The 20,253-nt window shown below is 64.7% G+C and carries 10 protein-coding genes; 2 read left to right on the forward strand and 8 right to left on the reverse strand.

Annotated features, from left to right (window positions below):
* Positions 1-335: 335 nt before the first annotated feature.
* The 7 genes from KA354_09710 to KA354_09740 all read right to left on the reverse strand — a co-directional run bounded on the left by KA354_09710 (position 336) and on the right by KA354_09740 (position 16,572).
* Complete coding sequence (locus tag KA354_09710; protein MBP7934907.1) at positions 336-4,076, reverse strand: lamin tail domain-containing protein; 3,741 nt, start codon at positions 4,074-4,076, stop codon at positions 336-338.
* A gap of 294 nt (positions 4,077-4,370) precedes the next feature.
* Positions 4,371-8,975, reverse strand: coding sequence for a hypothetical protein (locus tag KA354_09715; GenBank protein ID MBP7934908.1), 4,605 nt, complete (start codon positions 8,973-8,975; stop codon positions 4,371-4,373).
* 501 nt (positions 8,976-9,476) lie between these two features.
* Entirely contained in the window at positions 9,477-10,625 is a 1,149-nt protein-coding gene (menC, locus tag KA354_09720) for an o-succinylbenzoate synthase (protein MBP7934909.1), read from the reverse strand.
* A 42-nt stretch (positions 10,626-10,667) separates the two neighbouring features.
* Positions 10,668-10,991 carry a hypothetical protein gene (locus KA354_09725; GenBank protein ID MBP7934910.1) on the reverse strand — a complete coding sequence of 108 codons (324 nt, stop codon included), beginning with the start codon at positions 10,989-10,991 and terminating at the stop codon, positions 10,668-10,670.
* The gene (locus KA354_09730; protein MBP7934911.1) at positions 10,961-11,167 is read right to left on the reverse strand and encodes a hypothetical protein; all 207 of its coding nucleotides are present in this window, start codon (positions 11,165-11,167) and stop codon (positions 10,961-10,963) included. The genes KA354_09725 and KA354_09730 overlap by 31 nt, the downstream gene beginning before the upstream one ends.
* Positions 11,168-11,301: 134 nt before the next feature.
* Positions 11,302-14,973: a hypothetical protein gene (locus KA354_09735; GenBank protein ID MBP7934912.1), complete on the reverse strand. Its 3,672-nt coding sequence runs from the start codon at positions 14,971-14,973 to the stop codon at positions 11,302-11,304.
* 246 nt (positions 14,974-15,219) lie between these two features.
* Positions 15,220-16,572 (reverse strand): Gfo/Idh/MocA family oxidoreductase, encoded by a 1,353-nt coding sequence (locus KA354_09740; GenBank protein MBP7934913.1) that lies wholly within the window; start codon positions 16,570-16,572, stop codon positions 15,220-15,222.
* Between the two features lie 225 nt (positions 16,573-16,797).
* On the opposite strand from KA354_09740, the gene KA354_09745 reads away from it, so the two are divergent.
* Complete coding sequence (locus KA354_09745) at positions 16,798-18,318, forward strand: sulfatase (protein ID MBP7934914.1); 1,521 nt, start codon at positions 16,798-16,800, stop codon at positions 18,316-18,318.
* Positions 18,319-18,372: 54 nt separating this feature from the next.
* On the opposite strand, the gene KA354_09750 is transcribed toward KA354_09745, so the two are convergent.
* Entirely contained in the window at positions 18,373-19,371 is a 999-nt protein-coding gene (locus KA354_09750) for a prepilin-type N-terminal cleavage/methylation domain-containing protein (GenBank protein ID MBP7934915.1), read from the reverse strand.
* Positions 19,372-19,834: 463 nt separating this feature from the next.
* Here KA354_09750 and KA354_09755 point away from each other — a divergent pair, with 463 nt between their 5' ends.
* Positions 19,835-20,242, forward strand: a complete 408-nt coding sequence (locus KA354_09755) for a hypothetical protein (protein MBP7934916.1) — start codon at positions 19,835-19,837, stop codon at positions 20,240-20,242.
* The last annotated feature ends 11 nt before the right edge of the window (positions 20,243-20,253 follow it).

The raw sequence follows: 20,253 nt of genomic DNA on the forward strand, positions 1-20,253 counted from the left end.
CTGCTCATGCAGCGGCCCTGCGACGCTCAACAAACGCATGCCCCCTCATGAATGGCGCCCCAAATAAAAGGCGCACAGGCCTTGGGCGCAATTACCCTAACCATCTATCTTTCCTAGATTGAATAGAACCGGAGAACGCCGATTTGTGCCAGAAACGCTATAACTCTATACTAAGACGTAAGTTAAGATTGACTGATTCGGTGTCTCATTGGCTTCGTTTGGCGCTGGGCATTTCAGAGCCCACCCCGGCGCCCGCCGCCGCTACACCGCGCCCTTACCATCAGGACCGACAGCACCGAGTCCGGAGAAACTCACCCGCCAGGGTGCGAAACCGGTCACGGCTCGGCTCTGCCAGGGGATCCCAGCACCGCCCCGCTGGCCCGCCAATAGGCCGGATCACCCCACGTCGACAGATCACCCTCCGGGTCACGAATGCACAGCGAGTAACCCAGCCCGTCCGTCGAAGCATACCAGCTCTCACTGTAAGTGAAATCGTGAATCACTTGGCCGACCGCATCGCTAAGCCGCACCGTGTCGCTGCTGTTCTTGAGCTTGCCGGTGTACTGCCCGGCCACCGTGGCGGTGGCTCCGTAGCGTTCCGCGAAGGCGGCCAAGTTCTCGACCACGACCATGAACCCGCCCGGGGCCAGGGTCAGGCTCGGGAATACGAACTGAATCCCGCCGCTCAGGGTCAATCCTTCTAGCTGGAGGTTTAAGGTTCCTATGTTCTGGATCTCAAGATACTCGTATTCGTCTTCGTCGAACGAGCCGCCGGCGGGGGGATGGTACATGATCTCCGTGATGCGAATCGTCGGCAGACCCGCCGGAGCAAACAGCGCTTCGTTCAGGGCACTCCACGTGGCCCCCGACAGGGTCCGGGCCTTCACCCGCACCGTGCCCGTCAGCGAGATCGGGCCAGTGTAGATCATCGCCTCCCCGTTGGCCTCCCCGCCGGGCAGACGCGGGTCGCTACCATCCCGCGTGAACCAGATGTCCCCCGGCCCGGTCATCGTCAGCTGGAAACCGGGCGAGTAAGCTCCACCATGCTGGCTGAACACCGGCGGGCTCAAGGTCGGATACAGCCCCCGGCTCTCCAGGGCCTGCTTCATGACATTCCACCGGGCCGGGAAGTAGGTGTTCACCAGCCGACTCTGCTCGGTGAGCCACTCCAAGTCCCGGGTGTACGGCTGGGTCGGTCGGGCAATGTCGCCCCAGCGCGCAGACTCCATGATCACCGCCGACTGGATGCTGTTGCTTCGCTCCTTGTAGTAGGCGGCGGGACGGTTACGCTCCGGATGGTCCGGCGTCCAGACCGGATTGGCCGAATCAATCGACAGCACCCCACCATTGAACATGTGCCGATGAACGTGATCCGCAAACCGCAGCCGGTACTCGGCGTTCGCCATCAGCCTCTGGTGAAGGTGCGTCGGACCAAGCGCACCGGAGTCATCCGCGTCCATCTTGCCGATGTAGCTGACACTGTCTTCGATCACGTGTTCGGCATCCCAGCTGAGGTATCGGAACAGCCCCCCGGGTTGCCGGCTGCGGCACACATACCAGTTCTGGTGGGCCCAGTCGCTGTTGCCGGCGTAGAAGTTGAGCAGCATGTAGTCGATGAACCAGTCAAGATCAAGGTACTGCTCCTGCAGGGTTTCATACCTGGCGCTGTCGGCCAGACCGGAGTCGGCCAGAGTCATCATCGCCCGGTAGGCCGTGTTGTCACCGTTGACGATGGTGTAGTACTGGTGCTTGAGGACGTCGTAGTCCTCCGGCGAGCCGCCAAAGTAGTCGGCGCTGAAGTCCTCGTCGGGCTTCTCGTGAAGCTCGTACACGCCCCAGTACAGGCCGTTGATGTACAGGTGGACGAAGATGTTGTGTGGACCGATCATCCCCATCGCGGTCTGCATGTTGGCCATCCAGGCGTCGCGCGCGTAATCGCCCCTCCGGCGCTGGCTGGAGTCCGTCGAATGAACCCAGCTGTTGTTCATGTGCGCGTCGAGCACCAGGGTGTTGAACTCCTGAACCACCGAGTCCGCGTACAGCGGGAACCGCAGCTTCGGCGGCCCATAATTGTCCTTGAACAGCAGCCGCATCGACTGCTTCATGCACTTCCACAGCGTGCTGCTGGAGTTGGCGGTGCTCGTGCCGCCCTGGATGCGGACACCACAATCGACCTGGAAGCCCTCCCGCCCGTCCGCGTAGATCAATTCCGCGGAGACCGGACGCTCCCAGGCAAGGCCTTCGTCCAGCTTGTTCGAGTAGATGCCAACCCTCGGGTCAAACCAGTTGGAGGTGGGCATCACCAGCGACACCGAGGGCAGGGCGGTCAGAGCAGCCATCAACTCGCCGCTGTAACGGGAGTCGGTGATCACTCGCGGATCCATCTGGTAGTCGGCGGGAACCCAGGTATCGCTCGCCCCGGCAACCGGCAAGGACGGATCATTACCCCAGTGGTCGGGGAATCCTCCCGGGAGGGCGGGCTGCTGAAACACCGCACCGGGAAAGAGATACGTGTGGGTGTCAGTGTTGGTCGGCAGATGATCGGCCTTGAACGCCGCGGCCCGCAGCGTCGTGGTCGTGCTGATCGCAACCGGACCGCTATACACCATGCCGGTCGTCTCGCTCACCGGGCTGCCGTCCGTCGTGTACCGGACCGTGGCTCCGGGTGTCTCCGTGGTGATCTGCACCGCAACCGGAGTATCGTAGAAGCCGCGATTGAAATCGAACTTGGTGTCCGCCACGTAACCGGCGTAACCTGCCCCGTTCATGGCCTTCGGGCTCGCCGGCGAGAAGTACCGGAATTCCCCGGCCTGGTACTCGCCCTCGCTCGCACCCTGGACCCACAGCTCGGGCATGAAGATCAGGTCCGAACTCAGGTCCAGGTCGCTCGAGCTGTAGTTCATGCCGTGGATGGCCAGCACGTTCTGGCCCGCCCGGAGCGCGCCGGCAAACGCGGTGATGTCAAACTCGTCGTAGACGCTGGGAAGCGCGGTGTGCGAACTCTTGGCTCTCGAGTTGAACGCCAGCGTGTTGGCCGCGTTCGAGGTCTTCAGCAGGTAGGTACCGTTCAGGTAAACCGCGAACGCGTCGTCGTACTTCATCTTGAGGGTCAGCTTGGTCACCGTGAGCGGACCGTCCACCGTGAAGGGAATGCGAATGTAGATGGTGAACTTGCCCTGGTTGTAGATCAGCGGCTCGACGTCTCCGTCGGAGGCGATCAGCGGGTCGTAGGTGCCGGCGCTGTTACGCTCATACCCAATGCCGGTGTGGGCCTGCGTCCAGGCGCTTTCCGCCGGATAGTCCGTGGCCGTCCAGGCCAGGCCCAGATCGGACGCGGGCACCAGGTAGCGGCAAGCGGCACCCGGCCCGATCAGCTGGATGGTCGTCGGCAGGGTCTCGGCCCGCAAGCCATACGAGGCCCGGGCCTTCTGCTTGGGATACGCCGGAGCGAACGCCGACGCGACGACCAGGCCGTCCGGTTTGACCAGGGCAAGGTACTCGCCACTGGCATCGAGCTGAAAGTTGGTGTGCAGCTCGCCGTTGAGGCCGACTCGGTTCTGTCCCGACGCGAAGACAACCAGGTGCTTGAAAGCGTCGAGCTCTACCTCCGGAAACCGCCATTTGGTCGCGACCGCAGGATCGTCGGTGAGATACCAGCCCCCCAAGTTGACAGCGGAAGAGCCGGAGTTGTAGATCTCGATCCAGTCGGACCAGTCGCCGTGGTCATCGGGCAGAACACGGTTGTCCTCAGCCATGAACTCGCTGATGAACACGGCGCTCGGTCCGATATCCAGGCCAAGGCAGTTCTGGAACAACCCGAAATCGACCTGGTCCACGTCGCCGTCCTGATCCAGATCGGCGAAGCCGCAGGCGGCGGCGGGTGGGCCCAGCGCGGGCCCGGTCACGCAGCCGACGAAAACGTCCAGGTCCGCCGCGTCAATCCTCTGGTCGCCGGTCGCCTCGCAGGTGGAGCACGCTTCGCCCGATGCCAGCACCGGCCGTCCGCAAGCGACGCAGACTCCGAGCACGAGCAGTGATAGCCGGAAGCAGACACGGCCAGCCACCCTTGGATCCATCGACGTTGTCTCCGCGACTGTGGCCCCGCCGCCATCCAACTTTCGGACAGCGCCGCGCCCACACCTATTATACCCCCACGGCCGACCTGGTCGCCCCAATCCCCCGGGTCGTCGCGGCCAGGCAGCCCCTGGGATCATGACCCCGCCCCTCGCCTCACCTCGTCCCGAACTGGCCGCGGTCGGATCAAGCCGGCGCGACCGCCTGTCCGAATCGAGTGCGGCATGCCGTCCGCTGGTCAAAGGCTCGGTTGCGGACCGGCCCTTGACCCACCCCCCCTTGGAGGTACAGATCGCCTACGGACGCTCGGCCACACAATCCGGCCGAAGCGCCTGGGACCATGCGATCGCCGGACCCGTGTAGCAGTTCGTGAACGCCTGCAGATCCACGGCGTCGATGTCGCCGTCTCCCGCAGCGTTCTCGCCGTCGCGGTCCAGGCAAGCGCATTCGGCGGGGGCGCTGAAGCCGCTGCCGCTGAAGCAGACCTGGAACTGCCCGAAATCGGCTTGGTCCACATCGCCATCATTGTCCCGATCGGCAAACACCGCCCCGCAGACATCGAGCGGTGTCTTGACCGCCAGCCCGCCCCCGAGTACGTCGCCGACCAGCCGGAACACCTGGCGGTAGCCCCGGGTGAACGAGAGGGTCTCGTCACCCTTGGCGGCGAACAGCTGCAGGTACGAACTCCCAGTGCCTTCCCGCTGGATCAGCTCGATCGGGTACTCGCCTGGCGCGGGGAAGGTCACCAGCACCGAGTGGACGGTGGCTCCGGCCAACTGCGACTGGACACAGACCGGGCTCGATGGATCGCAAGCCCCACCGATCTCCAGTTGGGTCCCGATCGTGAACTGGCAGTCGTCATCGTGGGCGACTACGAAGGTGTAGGGTCCAGCCTCGGGAATCACCAGCACGCCGATGGACCGACTGACAAAGTTGTCGTCGTCCAGGTTGTTGACCGCCGGATCATCGGTCGGCCAGGGCACCTTGGGCCAGTCACGCCATCCGCCGCCGCTGCCGCTGCCCCCGCCGCCGGTTCCCGGATCGCCCATGCTGATCGCGTAGTACCGACCCTGGGCATCCCCGACCACGGCCGGGCCCTGCAGAAGGGTGATGGCCTCGGCCAGACTGGCGGTCATACCAGGCCGGTAGAAGACCTTGAACGTGCCCTGGCCGGTCAGATCGACGTTGTCGTACAACAGGTAATAGGGCTGCACGGTGGTACTCTGTGCGCCCAGGGTAGGTCCCGTGCCGTCGTCATTCCACACCCCGCCGGCGTAGATCTCCATTCCATCCTCGCCGGGCACGCCAGCGTCGTAATCGTTGGGCTCGTCCGTGTTCCAGAGGCCGCCGGAGCCGACATCGCCCGTCGGCACCGCACTGCCATCCAGCCACTTGAAAGTGCCCTCGGCCGTACCCAGGAGCGCGCCCAGGTTGACGCCGTCCAGCGAACTGACCCCGTCGGCGTCGGTGCCCGGCAACCACAGGTCGGCGTGGCTGCCAATGACCGTGCCGACATACCGGTCGATCGGCGGCTTCCAGTCGCCGGTGGCGCCGTGGAAGGCGGGCAGGTTGCCCTGGTAGTTGGCCATGTAATGCACCCGGGCCTCGTCCCAGGTCATGCTCCCGACCCGCTCGACGTACATGCCGTTGGGGGCCATTCGCTGGGCGATACGCAGATCGGGCGGCTGAACCGCCAGCGTGATCTTGTGGAGCATCGTCTTGGCCGGCGAGCAGTTATCGATGAGCCGCAGATAGGCGACATAGTCACCCATCGACAGGCCGGTCGTGTCGAAGCTGAGCGTCAGGGTGTCGCTTTCGCCAGCGGGAATCGGCTGGGCCGGGGCGGTCTTGTCGATCGAGAGCCAGCTTACCGTCGCCGGCACCTTGTTCTCGTCCAGCAGGGTCACCGTGTACGAGGTCGGATCTCCTGACACCCCGGTGTTCGTGATCGCGACCGTCGCGTTGGCCGGCTTCGAGCCGGACTCGATGCCGGTGGCGGTGGTTGCGCTGGGCGTCATCGTGAGCCGGCAGGGCACCTGGGGGACGACCACCAGGCCGTACATGTTGTAGTTGCCCGCATTCTGCTGCCTGAGGGTAATGGTCGAGCCGGCGGTGAAGGTCTGTTGGTAGACGGTGAAGTACTGGTTGGGGTTGCCGTCCAGGCCGCCAGTCCCGCGCAAGGTGATGTTGGCCGGCGTGCTGCCTTCGTCGATACCGATGAAATCCGGCTGCCGCAAGCCATCCCTGTCGGGCGACAGCCCGGTATCGAGCTGGAGCCATCCCTCGTTTGCCACCCAGGGCATCGTCCCAGTCGTGCCGCTGCCGAGCGTGGGCGGATCGGTGTTGGTGGCGGTGGCATCACCGACCCGATTGTCGATCAAGAGATAGGCCAGGACGTCGGAGGCGACGGTCACGTTCAGCTGTACCGTGGCGTTGTCGCGGTTGGACTGGAGGGTGGATACATACTCACCCCCGAGCAGGTAGGGTGGCAGGCCCGGGCGGACCGCCCCGGTGTTGGCCAGCGTTCCGGTCGCGTCGAATCTCGCGCCCATGTACCTGTGATTGCGGTCGATCAGGGCGAAGACGTAATCGGTGAAGTACACCACCGTGTTGGCGAAGTCGTTCTCGCGCTGGGCGGTGGGCCCGATGCCGCCGGGCGCCCCGTCGGAGTTGAAGATCGAGACATAGGTGATGGCTCCGATCGCCAGGGTCACCGTGTGGACCGTTGTTCGACCGCAGCTATCGACGAACTTGACGTAGGCCGTGTACCTGCCGGCCGGAAGACCGGTGGCGTCGAAGCTGAGGGTCAACGTGTCGCTGCCGCCGCCGGGAACCGTCCCACCGACCTTGTCGAGCGTGAGCCAGTCCCAGTCATACGCATTCAGATTGGCGTCACATTCGGCCACCGTGTAGGTGGCCGGCAGGTTGGCCGCACCCACGTTATCGATGGTCTGCGTGATCGGGGCCGGACTGGTGCCGTCAGGCAGGCCGACGGCCAGCGTCTCGGTGGGGATGGACAGGTCGCATTCGGCCCGCGGCGTGACCACCAGGCCGTACATGTTGCCGCCGAACGGCGGACCCGGCTTCAAATGGATCACCTCGCCGGCCAGGAACTCCTTGCGGTAGATCACGTAGGCGTTCTGGACACTCTTGCCCGGTCCGGGGACCAGATTCGTGGTGGTAGTCGCCCGGAGCGCGAAGTCCGCGATCGAGCCGCCTTCGTCGATGCCGACGTAGTCGGGCTGCGCGTTTCGCGCCGGCATCTGGGCGCGGTTCGCGTAGTCCCAGGTATTCATCCGCCGCCACCCATCGGTCAGGACCCAGTCCATGCTCGCGGGCCCGATCACCGCGGGGTCGGTGTTGATGCTGTCGCCCGTCCGGTTGTCCACAAGCAGGTAAGCGGTGACGTCCTGCTGGTTGAGCGTCACTTCCATCTGGAATGAGCCGTTGTCCTTGTTGTCATTGCGGGTGCTGACGTATTCGCTGCCGGGCACGGTCAGGTAGGTGGGTAATCCGGCCACGATACTGCCCGCCGCGGGATCACCGGTCGACAAGGTCAGATTGCCGGCCGAGGTGAACACGGCGCCCTTGTATTGGTGGGTGCGGTCCGTGTAGCAGAATACCTCCTCGCCGAAGGGAACGACGACGCCAGTCTGGTCGTTCTCCCGTTGGGAGCTGTACGTGCCGCCGTTGGTGATCGGCCCGTCGGAGCCGGAATCGGTCACCGAAAGGATTAGCTTGGTCGCATCCAAAAGAACCAGGTTCACCCTGACCAGATGCGCCGTGGCCGGAGCGCAGGTACTGGTCACCTGCACGTAGGCCGTGTAGGCGCCGGGCGACAGGCCCGCGATGGCGTAGTTGACGGTCACCGTGTCGGTTGCTCCGGGGGCCAGCGGGCTGGCCGGCGCCGTCTTGCTGAGCGAGATCCAGCTCACGTCGCCGGGTGTCGTGGCGTCGATCATCTCCTGGGCCGTGTAGGAGACCGGGCCGGCGTCGCCGTAGGCCGTGAGGGTGATGGGCGAGCCCGCCGGGTTGGTGCTGTTGGCGAAACCTTGTGCCGAAACGGACGAGGGCGACACGAGCAGCGCGCAGACCGCTGCTCGGGGATTCGGCACCACGACCAGGCCGTACATGTTATTGCCCGTGGCCTGCTCCTTCAGGTTGATCACCGAACCGGCGCTGAAGTCCTTCCGGTAGACGGTCGCGAACTGGTTGAGTCCTTCGCCGGGGCCATACGCCAAGCCTCCAGGGGTGGTCGCGTGGGGTCGAGCCGAGAAGTCGGTGATCGACGAACCCTCGTCGTAGCCGACGAAGTCCGGCTGACCGTTCGGCGACAGGCCGGTGTTCACCTGGACCCAGCCGTCGTCGGCCACCCAGGGCAGCAACCCGGTGCCACCGCTGCCCAACGCGGGGGGAAGCGTGTAGCCGCCGTTGCCATTCCGGTTGTCAATGAGGAGGTAAGCGGTGACGTTCTGTGCTCCGATGGTCACGTTGATACCGAACGGCGCGGCATTGTCCCGGTTGGTGTTGAGGGAAGCGACGTACTCGCCGCCCACCAGGTAAGGCGGCATGATGCCGATCGTGTTACCGGTCGTGGAGAGCAGGCCGGTGGCCGAGTTGAATCTCGGGGCGTTGTATTCGTGGGTGCGGTCGGTGTAGCAGGGAACGTCCTCCCCGAAGAGCACGATGCCCGGATCCACCGGGGGCAGAGCGGCATAGTAGCCGAGGTCGTTCTCCCGCTGGGTGGTGACCCCGTTCAGAACCGGCGCATCCGAACTGACGTCGGTCACATAGGAAATGAGCTGTGCGTTACCGCCGAGCGGGATGGCCAGGATGAGGGCGGCGGCGCCGCAAGCCAGACGACACCGACTGATCCGGATCTGCGAACCCTTGGAGCGCATAACTTCCTCCTTCCGTCTGTAGATATGGCCCCGCGTTCTTTGCGAGGTTTCTGCTTCGACCCGATCTGGCCACGCTCAAGAGGCGCGCATGCGTCAGGAGCGAATCCCGAAACGGACTGTCCAGAGGCAGGAAGATTGGCCTTTGTCACCCCCGAACGTGGTTTCCCGGGTTACGACTTCTGTGTTCTTCGCACCCTCTCGTGCCAAGGCAATTCTCAGGATGGGGGCGGCGTCGCGCCGCTCCGCGCTCAGCTGCGAATCTACGCTCCTATGTACCGCGCGCACGGGTCCAAGTCAAGGAATTTGGCGATCTGGCGGGCCGGAAGGGCGGTCTGGGCGGATTCTCTCCGGACCTGCGGCCGGTCTGCCCGACAGGTCGCGACGGCGGTGGGGCGGAGGGGGCGGTGTAGAGAATCTCTGAGTCGGGCAGGGGTGGAAGTGAATGGCCGGAAGCCGAGTTGGTCGCCCGCGACGGCGTGGTTCACGGTCCTCGGCGTTGGGTCAGGCGCCTCCCGATTTCGGGCCGCGTTCGAGTTCGAGGCAGGCTCTTTCGACGGTGAGGTGTTCGAGTTCCGTCGGATCGGGTTCGGCCCCGACGCCGGGGACATCGGGCAGGGTGACCTGGGACGGGCCCGAGAGCACGATCTCCGGGCGAGCCATGTCTTTCCGGAAGAACCGACTGCTGGGGAAGATGTCGGAGGGATACCGGATGTTGGGCAGCGAGGCCATGGCCATGCAGTGGCGTGCCCCAAGGGCGGACTCGAGCATGCCGCCGACCCAGCAAGGGACACCCGCCTGCAGGCAGAGGTCTTGGATTCTCAGTGCTGGGGTGAGCCCGCCGACGCGACAGGGCTTGATGTTGACCCACCGGCAGGCGCCGATCTCGATTGCCTGGCGGACCCGGTGCGGCGAGGTGATGCTCTCGTCCAGACAGATCGGCGTCTCGATCTGCTTCTGCAGGGTCGCATGGTCCACGAGATCGTCGTGCATGAGCGGCTGTTCGATCATCGCGAGGTGGAAACGATCGAGCCGCCGGAACATATCTACGTCCTTGAGCGAGTATCCGCTGTTGCAGTCGATATGGAAGACCGTCTTGGGGAACGTCCGGCGGACGGCATCCACCATGTGCAGATCCCAGCCGGGCGCGTATTTCAGCTTGACTCGCTTGAAGCCCGCCTTGACGGCTTCGTCGATCATGGCCAGCAGGGCGTTGATCGTTTCCATGGCTCCGAAGTCGGCGCCGACATCGACGGCTCCGCCCCGCCCGCCGATGGCCTGCCAGAGCGGCCGTGCGGTCAGGCGGGCGTGCAGATCCCACCAGGCCATGTCCAGGGCGGCCTTGGCAAAGAAGTTGCCCTTAAAGCACGAAAGCAGTTCCTGGAGGGTTTCACCGGTATCGATCTCCCGGCCGAGCAGAACCGGAGCCAGGACCTCGCGAACGGTCAGGAACACGCCCGCGGAGTACTCCGGACCGTAGGTCGGGAATCGGAACGGCTGCGACTCCCCCCAGCCGTAGCTGCCGCCGGAAACCAGCTTCACGACCACGGAACCGACCGCGTCATCACTGCCGTAGGCAGTGCGGAACGGGTAGACCAAAGGCATCTTCAGCCGGTAGATCTTGATCGCGTCTATCGTGGGCACGACCGGCATACGCTATCCTTCCCGCGGCAAGGCAACGAGTTACGAGAATCCTCACTCGCGATCCACAGGTCCGTGTTCCGGCTGGGGGATCGCCTTCCGTCCCGCGGCGCTGACGTCGATGGCATGGATCCCTCGCTTCAGGGCCGGCGAGTCCTTCGCGAAAGTGACCTTGCCCTTCTCGTACTCGGTCAGCATCGGGTCCGCGAGGAGCCAGCTGTCGCCCGATTCGACCTTCAGTTCGCCGGTCGTCTGATAGTCCTTCATGGTTTCCATTTTCACGTCGCCCTCGGCGCTGAACAGGACGTTGTGCTTGGCCGTGGTGATCGCGCCGACGTTGGTGACGGTCAGGTCCTCCAGCCGGCAGTTCTCGGCCATGTGGAGGGCGGCGGCGCCCTGGAAAGCGCCGGCCCGAAGCCACCGGCCACCAGCGGCGTGTTGGTGATCGACAGGGTCAGTCCGCGGAGGGTGATGTCTCTGGCCGGTGCGTCCGGGCGGCCGTTGACTTGGATGATCGACTCCATGGCCGGGGCCATGACCTCCGCGTGATGCATGTCCTCGCCGGGCAAAGAGCCTATCTCACTTGGGAGTGTGGGACAGGCTTCCACTCTGTTCCATGACCGGCAAGATGCCGGTCCTACACCGCGCGGGATAGGCTCTGTGGCATCGTGGACCTCCAGAGGGGCGCTCACGCCTGACGCAGGGTGACCTCGATCGCCGAGCCTTCGGTGACGGCCAGTTCATGCTCGAGAACGAGCCGCACATCCGTTTCGGTCTGCTGAACTTCGGCGGCAATCGCTTGACCGGCGGCGGTCACGGTAGCCTTGACCGGGGCCTTGTCCGGTACGGCGAAGACCAGCTCGCTGACCTTCAATCGCCCGTGGCGAACCTCGATGCGGGCGGTCTGCTCCTTGTCCTTGCGCTGCTGCATGAACAGGCCCCAGCCTTCGGGGGCGGTGTAGAACGAACGATGGTCCTCCGGCTGCCACCTGGGCTTGAAGCCGAGGATGCCCTTCGGCCCTTCGAGCACGAGTCCCTGGCTGGCGATGAGGAGCGACCACGAGCTCATCGCCCGGGCGTAGAATTTGCCGCATTCCAGCTCGTTGTAAGGATTACCGCCCGGGCCCGAGTTGAGGCCGTCACGGCGCCGGCCGTCATAGCGGCTTCGTGCCATGCGCACGATCTTCCTCGCGTCGTCGATCAAGCCCTCGTAGACCATCGCCCCGGCGGCGGCGTACTCGATACCGGTCCAGACCTCGTCCGCGTAGAGAATGAACGGGTCAGGCCGCCCGCCTTTGGGCCAGGTGCAGATGATCAGCCCGCCCTCGTCATCGGGCACGTACCGTCGCGGGATCTGCTTGAAGCCTTCGAGCTTCTCGCGGAAGTTGTACTTGGCGACCGCGGCAAGGGCGCTCTTGACCCGATCGACCGGGAACAGGTAACCCAACCCAAGCATGTGGGCCCACCACTGGCCGAGGAGCTGATCGGCGTGGCAGCCGGTGTTGTAGTCGTGGGCCGGCTTGGCTTCAGGGGTCTGGATGTAGTATTCGCCGTTCCAGAGCTTCTCGTTCTGGGTCTTCATTCCCGCTTCGCGCACCAGTCGCCAGCGCTCGGCGCTTGCGGTGTCGTTCATGATCAAAGCCAGTTTCTCGCCGGCGGCCAGTGCGCCCAGATACTGCGAGCCGATGAACGTGTTCTCGCCGGAGACGGCCGTATCGTAGGTGTTCCACTGGTGCCCGTGGGGCGTGCCTTCCTTGTTCTTGTCGATAGCCTGAACGATCCAGTCCACGGCCTTCTTGACGCCCGGCCAGACCTGATCGAGGAACTTCCTGTCCGGGCTGAGCTGGTACTCGCGCAGGGCGGCCTCGATGCAGGCGCAGTGCCCGTCGATGAAGGCGTCGTGCGGCCCGTGCTCGCGGTGCGACGTCTGCCCGTTGGCATGCAGGAAGGTGACGAAATTGGAGACCCGCATGTTCTGCCCGACGGCTGGGAAGAGCCGGGCGTGGGTCTGGGCGTAGTTCCAGACGTGCGTGCAGTTGAGCGGGCAGCAGCCGTAGCTGCCCTCGAACCCGCCGAAGTAGCCGTCCTCTGACCAGAAGCAGGTCGGGCCGCGGAGGATGGCGACCTGCGAGGTCATAGCATCGATGAACTCCTCGGGCAGGTTGGACTGGTAAACGGTCTGGTGATAGAGCCGGGTTCGCTCCCAGAGTGCGTCGAGGTTCGTGGCCAGGTAACCGGCGACAGCGGAGGCGTCGGCCCAGCGCCGGGTGTAGAGGTTTCCCGCATGCTGGAAGCGCCGCACATTGGGGAAGTGCCAGGTGATGGCGAAGGTTACCGTGCGGGACTCGCCGGCCTGGAGTGTGAAGGGGACCCCGAGCGCGGCGTTGATCGTCTCGCCGGCCTTGCTCACGGCCTCCTTGTCGGCGACCTTTGCCGGGTTCCCCATGAATGTGGTCAGTTCTTCCCCGTACCTCCAGGCGGGAAGTGCGGCCGCAGTGGGGTCGAAGGCCGTCAGGGCCATGGTTCCCCAGCCGGTGTCACCGGGCACCATCCGCTCACCGGCCTTGAGCGGTTCGGGACGTGCGGCGGCCAGGAGGGCGCTGCCGAAGCTCCAGGGCAGCCGCGGGGCCAGTGCCAGAATGATGCGTCCCTTGCCGAGCGGTCCTTCAATGACCAGGGGATCGCCGCCCGGCGTCGTTGTCAGGACGCGATATCCCCGCTCGACGGTGCAACCGCCCAGGCGGGTGTAGCCCGAGACTCTCCATTCAGCGGCGGGGGCCTGGAGCGTGTCGGGGGCGTCCCTGGTCGGGACCGCGCCGGTACCGGCCGCCAGCGTTGCGTCCTCGGCGCCCTTGAAGGTCACGCCGATGGCCTTGGCGACGACGGCTGCGGCGCTGGCCTCGCTCAGCAGGGCTTCCGGCGGGACGTCGGAGAAGATGATCCGGTCCACGTTGATGTGGCCCCAGGCATCGGACCGGCGATCGACGACCTCGATCACGGCCTCTTTGCCCTTGAGATCGCCCACATCCCAGCCCGCGGCATCGAGGGTCTCGTCGTTCTTGCCGGTGGCGGTGCGAACCACTTTCTTGTCCACCAGCAGGTTGATGCAGGTTTCTTTGGGGTGGTGCCCACCGCCGATCAGGAAGCCGATGTAGCGGCGTTCGATCTTAAAGGGCTTGGAGGTGGCCGTGCCCTGGGTGGCATCGCCGCCGAGGTAGGTATTGATCAATCGCTTGCCGGTGAAGCCGCTCACCCGCTGCTGGTTCGCTTCGGTGCCGCGGGAGGGTGCGCTGCCGAAGGCGGCGCCGTTGACCGTCCAGCCCTCGTAGGTGTCCTTCTCGAAGTCCTCGAAGACCGTCGCGACGGAGGCGAAATCGCTGGCGGCGGCGCGGAGCTTGGCCAGGTTGTCGAAGAAATCGCTGGACACGCCGTCGACCAGGACAATGCCACCGTCGGACGCGATCCGGGCGATCGGCTCGGTGATCTGTCGAGTGAGGCTCGAAGCCCCGGTCAGCCAGAGCATCTCCTGGCCTGCGACCTCGAGGCCCTTGGCGTCGCGGACCTTGACCGGGCCGGACGCGACCGGATCGGCCGACTTGTCCATGGCCACGCTCACCAGGCCCCGATCGCGGACCACGCGGTTGCGATTGCCGCCGTATTTCCCGTACTTGACGCCCCGAATGCCGCCGTCCCCACCGCCGCCGACGGCGTTCTGCATGGCGGCGAAGAAGGCCGTTTCGACCGCGTCTTGGCCGGTGTTCTTGGCGATCAGTCGGAAGATGGCGCAGGGGATCGATGAGTTGGCGGCGTCCAGGGGGATCATCGGATTGGCCGCTTCGAGCAGGACCTCGATGGGCAGAGCCCGATCGCGGAAGGTCAGCCGGGCAATCGGGTAGCCGCCCTCGTACTCCAGGGATTCGACCGGCTTGAGCGAGCCGTCCTCGGTGGTCTGGAGTACGCGGGTGATGACCTTGCCGTCCTTGCCGCGAGCTCGAACCGCGAAGAAGCTGTCCGGAATGCGATGCTCGGTGAAGTTGTTGAAGATCTGCCAGACGCCCAGCTCACCCTGTCCGTTCAACCAGATGCTGCCGGTGCCGATGCCGCCGATCGGCATGGCGACCGCCTCGAGATTCTTCCCCTTGTAGACCCGCGCCGGGGTCAGCGGATACGTGCGCGAGCCGGTGAGCTTGGCCGGCAGGGCAAGCGACTTCTCCATGAGGTTCTCGGCTCGCGTGTACTCCTCGGCCACGGCCAGGGCCGCGACGCCCGCGGTGAGCTTCTCCATGAACTCGCGGCGGCTCATTTCGGTCGACATCGGCGCTCGGCAACGCCCACCACAGCATCGGCCTTGTCCGGACATGATTCGCTCCTCTCGAACGGTACGACGGTTCCACACCAACGCGGCCACTTTACCTTGGCGTATTTCCCCGATCAAGGTACTGAAATGCGACAGTCCCTGGGGGTCCTGCCTCCGCGCTCCGCCCCGGCGGCCTCGCCCGCCGGGCATGGAGGCCGCAGCATGGGCCCTCGAGAACCCGGGGGTGGGGTTCAGGTCGCGGGCTGTTCCCGATGGCATCTCGGTTGGGCGCCATGCCGCTTCCGCCGCCTAGGCCTTATCCGCCGGATGCACCCACGGCTTCCGATACGGCCGCTTGAGCAAGCCGTTCGCCTCGTCGTCACCCACGACCTTGCCGGCCTTGGCATCCCAGGTCAGCGGGCGGCCGAGCTTCATGGACAGGTTGGCCAGGATGCAGGAGGCGGTCGAGATGTGGCCTTCCTCGATGTCGGCCACCGGCTTGCCGCGTGAGGCGATGGCCGCGAGGAAGTCCTTCATGTGCAGGCGTGTGGCCGGTGCCGCGTTGAGTTCGATGGCCTTTTCGTTGACGTCCTCGGGGTACTGGTCCTTTTCGAAGACGCAGTCCTTGTGGACCGACGGTTCGTTCTTTCCCTCCGGGTAGAAGTCGTAGCTCATGGTGCTGGCCTTGAGTGTACCCTTGTCGCCGTAGAGGAACAGCGCCCAGGGGTACTTCGGGTCGGTCGGATTGCCCCAGGTGCGATGCGTCCAGGCGCAGGTCAGGCCGTCGTACTCGAAGGTGGCCGTCTGGGTGTCGGCGATGTTGGACTTGCCTTCCTTCTGGACCAGGATCCCGCCGGTCGAGGTGATTCGCTTCGGCCAGGCCAGGCCCAGCATCCAGCGGACGGTATCGTACATGTGCACGCACATGTCGCCGGTGATGCCGTTGCTGTACTCGGTGAACGTCCGCCACCAGCGTACGTGGGGGATGCCGTCGTACGGCCGGAGTGGTGCCGGGCCGGTCCACATCTCGTAATCGAGGTGGTCGGGAACCGGCTGGACCGGCGGGTTGCCATTGGCCCGCATGTGGTAATAGCAGCACATCTCCACGTGGCCGATCTTGCCCAGCAGGCCGGCCTCGACCACGTTCTTCTTGGCGTCGATCAAGTGGGGGGTGCTCTTGCGTTGCGTGCCGACTTGGACCACGCGCCGGGTGCGGCGGGCGGCGGCCACCATAGCGGCGCCTTCGGCCACGTCCACGCTGATTGGTTTCTGCACGTACACGTCTGCCCCGGCCTCGACGGCCGCGATCATGGCCAGGGCGTGCCAGTGGTCGGGTGTGGCGATCAAGACGATATCGAGGTCCTTCTCCTTGAGCATCTCACGATAGTCACCGTAGGCTCGGGGTTTCTTCTTCGAGATCTGGCGCGTGGCGACCATCTCGGCCGCCTCATCGACCTGTTTCTTGTCCACGTCGCACAGGGAGACAATGTTGACCGGAGAGACCTGGATGAGGCGGAACAGGTCGGACTTGCCATACCAGCCGGTGCCGATGAGCCCGACGCGAAGCCCCGCCTTCGGCTCCGCGCCCTGGACGAAGGAACCGCTGAATGCACTGACCGCCGACGCGGCCGCACTCGTCCTCAGGAAATCGCGACGATTCATGGTGATCCTCCGGTCAAAAAGATACGGGAGGCAGAATAACGTGCGTTTTCCGGCTTGGCCAGCGGAACTGGCTCGTGAGCTTCGCGGCCCGTCCTGCGGATCAGGACGCTGGTGCTTGGGGAGCGGCTTTCGTTTCCCACCGGCCTCGTTTCTCGGTCTCCGGCTTTGGGCTCGGAGCCGCCTGGATTATCATACCGCCAGGACAGAGGGAGGACGTGCGCACTCATGAAATCGACTTGGCCTGCTCCGATCGTCTTGTTGAATCTGGTCACCTTCGCCGTTGCCGGGGCGGCGAGTCAGACGGAACGGGGTGCACAGGCGGGTGCGTCTCGGCTTCCGAAGCCCAATCTGATTTTTGTCCTGGCGGACCAGCTCCGGTACCAGTCCTGCGGCTTTGCCGGCGACTCGAGGGCCAGAACGCCCCACCTCGACAGGCTGGCCAGCCAGAGCGTTGTGTTCCGCAACGCCATCTCCGGCCATCCGGTCTGTGCGCCTTACCGGGCCTCACTGTTCACCGGCAAATACACGACGTCCACCGGGATGGTGATCAACGAATTGCGCATGAATCCCAACCACGAGTGCCTGGCCCATGTGCTGGCCCGGCACGGGTACGACACGGCCTACATTGGCAAGTGGCACTTGTGGGCCAACGAGCTGGGGAACCACTACGACCCCAAGAACTCGTTTACGCCGCCGGGGCCTTACCGGTTGGGTTTCGATGGGTTCTGGGCGGCCTACAACTTCCACCACGAGTACTACAAGGCCTACTACCACACGAACAGCCTGGAGAAGATTCCGGTCAACGGCTATGAGCCTGATTTCCAGACGGAGATGGCCGCCGGCCTGATCGATCGCTTTGCCCGCTCGGAGAAACCCTTCGCTGTGTTCCTCTCCGTCGGCACGCCGCACGATCCCTGGGGGCAGGACAACGTGCCGCCCGAGTACTACGCCATGTTCGCCGACGAGGGCGGTACTCCGCGGTTCGCGCTACCGCCGAACTACAAAACGGAAAACGACCCGTACGCTGACGACTGGGGGCGATACAGAGGGCCGGACGAGCGCCGGAGGATTCCAGCGATGATGCGCGGCTACTACGCCATGACCGCCAATCTCGACTGGAACCTCGGCCGGCTGCTCAAGGCGATCGACGACGCCGGGATCCGGGACCGCACCATCCTGGTGTTCACTTCCGATCACGGCGAGATGATGGGCGCCCAGGGTCGGCGGGCCAAGAACATCTTCTACGAAGAGGCGATCCGCGTGCCATTTCTCGTGCGCTGGCCGGGCAAGACACCGGCCGGCCAGTCGAGCGACGCCTGCCTGAACACGCCGGACATCATGCCGACGCTTCTCGCGATGGCCGGCTTGCCCATTCCCGCCAAGGTCGAGGGCATGGACCTCAGCCACTGCGCGTTCGGCCGGTCGGGGCCCGAGCCTGAGGCGGCATTCCTGCAGAACACCGGGGCGTGCGCGATCTGGCAGGATGGCTACGAGTGGCGAGCCCTCCGCGACAAGCGGTACACCTACGCCATTTATCGTAAGGACCGCAAGGAACTGCTGTTCGACCATGTGGCCGATCCGTATCAGCTCCGGAACCTGGTCACCGACGCCGAGCAGGCCCCGACGCTGAATCGCTTCCGGGCCCTGCTGAAGAAACGGATGAGCGAGTTGGAGGACACCTTCGAGGCCAGCAGCTGGTACCGTGACCACTGGGTGAAGGACCGGATCATTCTTCGGGTGCGATAGGCCCGGACGACAGATGGGAGTGGCTCGCCGGCGGTGAGGCCGTGCGTCGCCAGCTCACCACGGACACGGCCCTGGGATCCGTTTGATGAACGCGGACAAATTGGGGATGTCCGGCTGGCCGGATTCGCGCCAGAACTGAGGCTGGCCGACCTCGGCGAAGAGTTCGCGGCCGAGCGTCTTGGCGGGGTAGAGGCGGCCCTCCGCGTGGCCGTCGAGGAACGCGATGCCGGCCCGGCCCTCGGTTCGCCCGCTCTTCGAGGTGAGCGCGTGCCGGGTCGCGATGCGATCGATGCAGTTGAAACTCCCGTCGGGGTAGTTTCGGTTCGTGTGGTAGAACGGGTGGTCCTCGAACATGGTCATGAACCGCGAGGGCTGGAAGATGACCTTCTGACCGGCGGTGAACGAGACTCGTCTGTGGCCGCCGGGTAGTTGGTTGTTGAGCGAGTCGGCCACGTAGACGAAGCTCTGGAGGTTCTCGGGCGTTCGGTAGCCGATGTAGGCGTTCATCGAGTAGCTGAGCCGGCCGTTGCCCCCGCCGCCGACATCGGTGTCGTCCGCCGGGCCGGGCCGGTCGGAGGGGCAGACGTAGACCGCGGCTTGCTTGACGTACTTGTACAGTGTGCCCTTGCCCGGCGTGTCGGCGACGAACTCGGGATCGAGGTGGTAAGGTTGCCGGTACGCGGGCGCGTACTGCAGGGCTACCTGCCGGTCGCGGGGCCCGTCCCAGGTCACGCCCGGGGGCCGCGGCCACTCCTGGCCGAACAAGGCCTGCATCCAGAACAGGCCGTGCGTACCCGGAAGGGCCTTTTCGCCACCGACGTAGAGGAGCATGCCGGTCATGAGCTGCCGGAGGTTTGATCGGCAGCTGACGCCATAGGCCTGCTGTCGTGCGTGGGAAAAGGCTGGGAGGAGGATGGCGATCAGGAGGGCGATGATCGCGACCACGGCCAGCACTTCGATGAGGGTAAACCCCGATCGCGGCCATGAGCGGTTGCCCGGGGTGGCGCGAGTCCGGCACAGATCGCGGGGGATAGAATGCGGTTCCTGATGCATGATTCGAGGCTTTCGAAGCGGTTGACCCGACTTCACCTTTGCCGCCGGGGCTCGTCGCTACCTGTTATGTCACCCTGGCCGGACGGAAAGTTCGCTTGTTCCCTTTGATCATAGTTCGAAGGGCGTATGATTCCGGGGCAACGGTCGCGTTCTTCTCGCAGGATGAAGGAGAATGATCGGCAGGACCAATACGCGAATGGGGGAATAGGGGGGCGCTCGATGGGCGTCATCCTCGGGCAATCAGCGATTCGGCCAGGATCGCGTCTATCCGGCTTTGAATGCGTTAACCCCAATAATATCAAATGATTACCATCGCCGAGCAAGCCGGGAGGACTTCCTCAAGGGTGCCTCGTCGGGGTTGTGAGGTTTTTCCGCCCCCCGATTTGATGTTTGGTTATTGTTAGGGTATACTAGATGATGCGTCACGGCCCAGGTCCTCTGGCTTGATGGGCATGTTGGGAGGATGCGGGTCATGGAGATCGAACCACAAAACTTGTCTGGCGACGGGGAGGAGATCGCGAGCATACCGGCCGGGTGGCCGCAAGAGATCGAGGCCGGGTGTGTTCGGCTGGACCCGGTGGCCGTCCTGCGGGCCAACGGGCGGAGTTTCGCCCTCCGCGTTCGCGGGGAGTCGATGATTGGAGCCGACATTCACGACGGTGACGTGGTTGTCGGGGAGTTCACGCCCGAGGCTCGACCCGGGGCCATCGTCATCGCTCTCATCGACGGCGAATCCACGCTCAAACGGCTGGTGACGCGTCACGGACGGCCGTACCTGGCGTCGGAGAATCCCAATCAGCCGAACCTCGTTCCGCTGGAGGAGCTGGTGATTCAGGGTGTGGCACATACTGTTATTAGGAGGATAGGATAGCGATTAGCGAT

It is taken from the genome of Phycisphaerae bacterium, assembly GCA_018003015.1.
Classification (GTDB): domain Bacteria; phylum Planctomycetota; class Phycisphaerae; order UBA1845; family PWPN01; genus JAGNEZ01.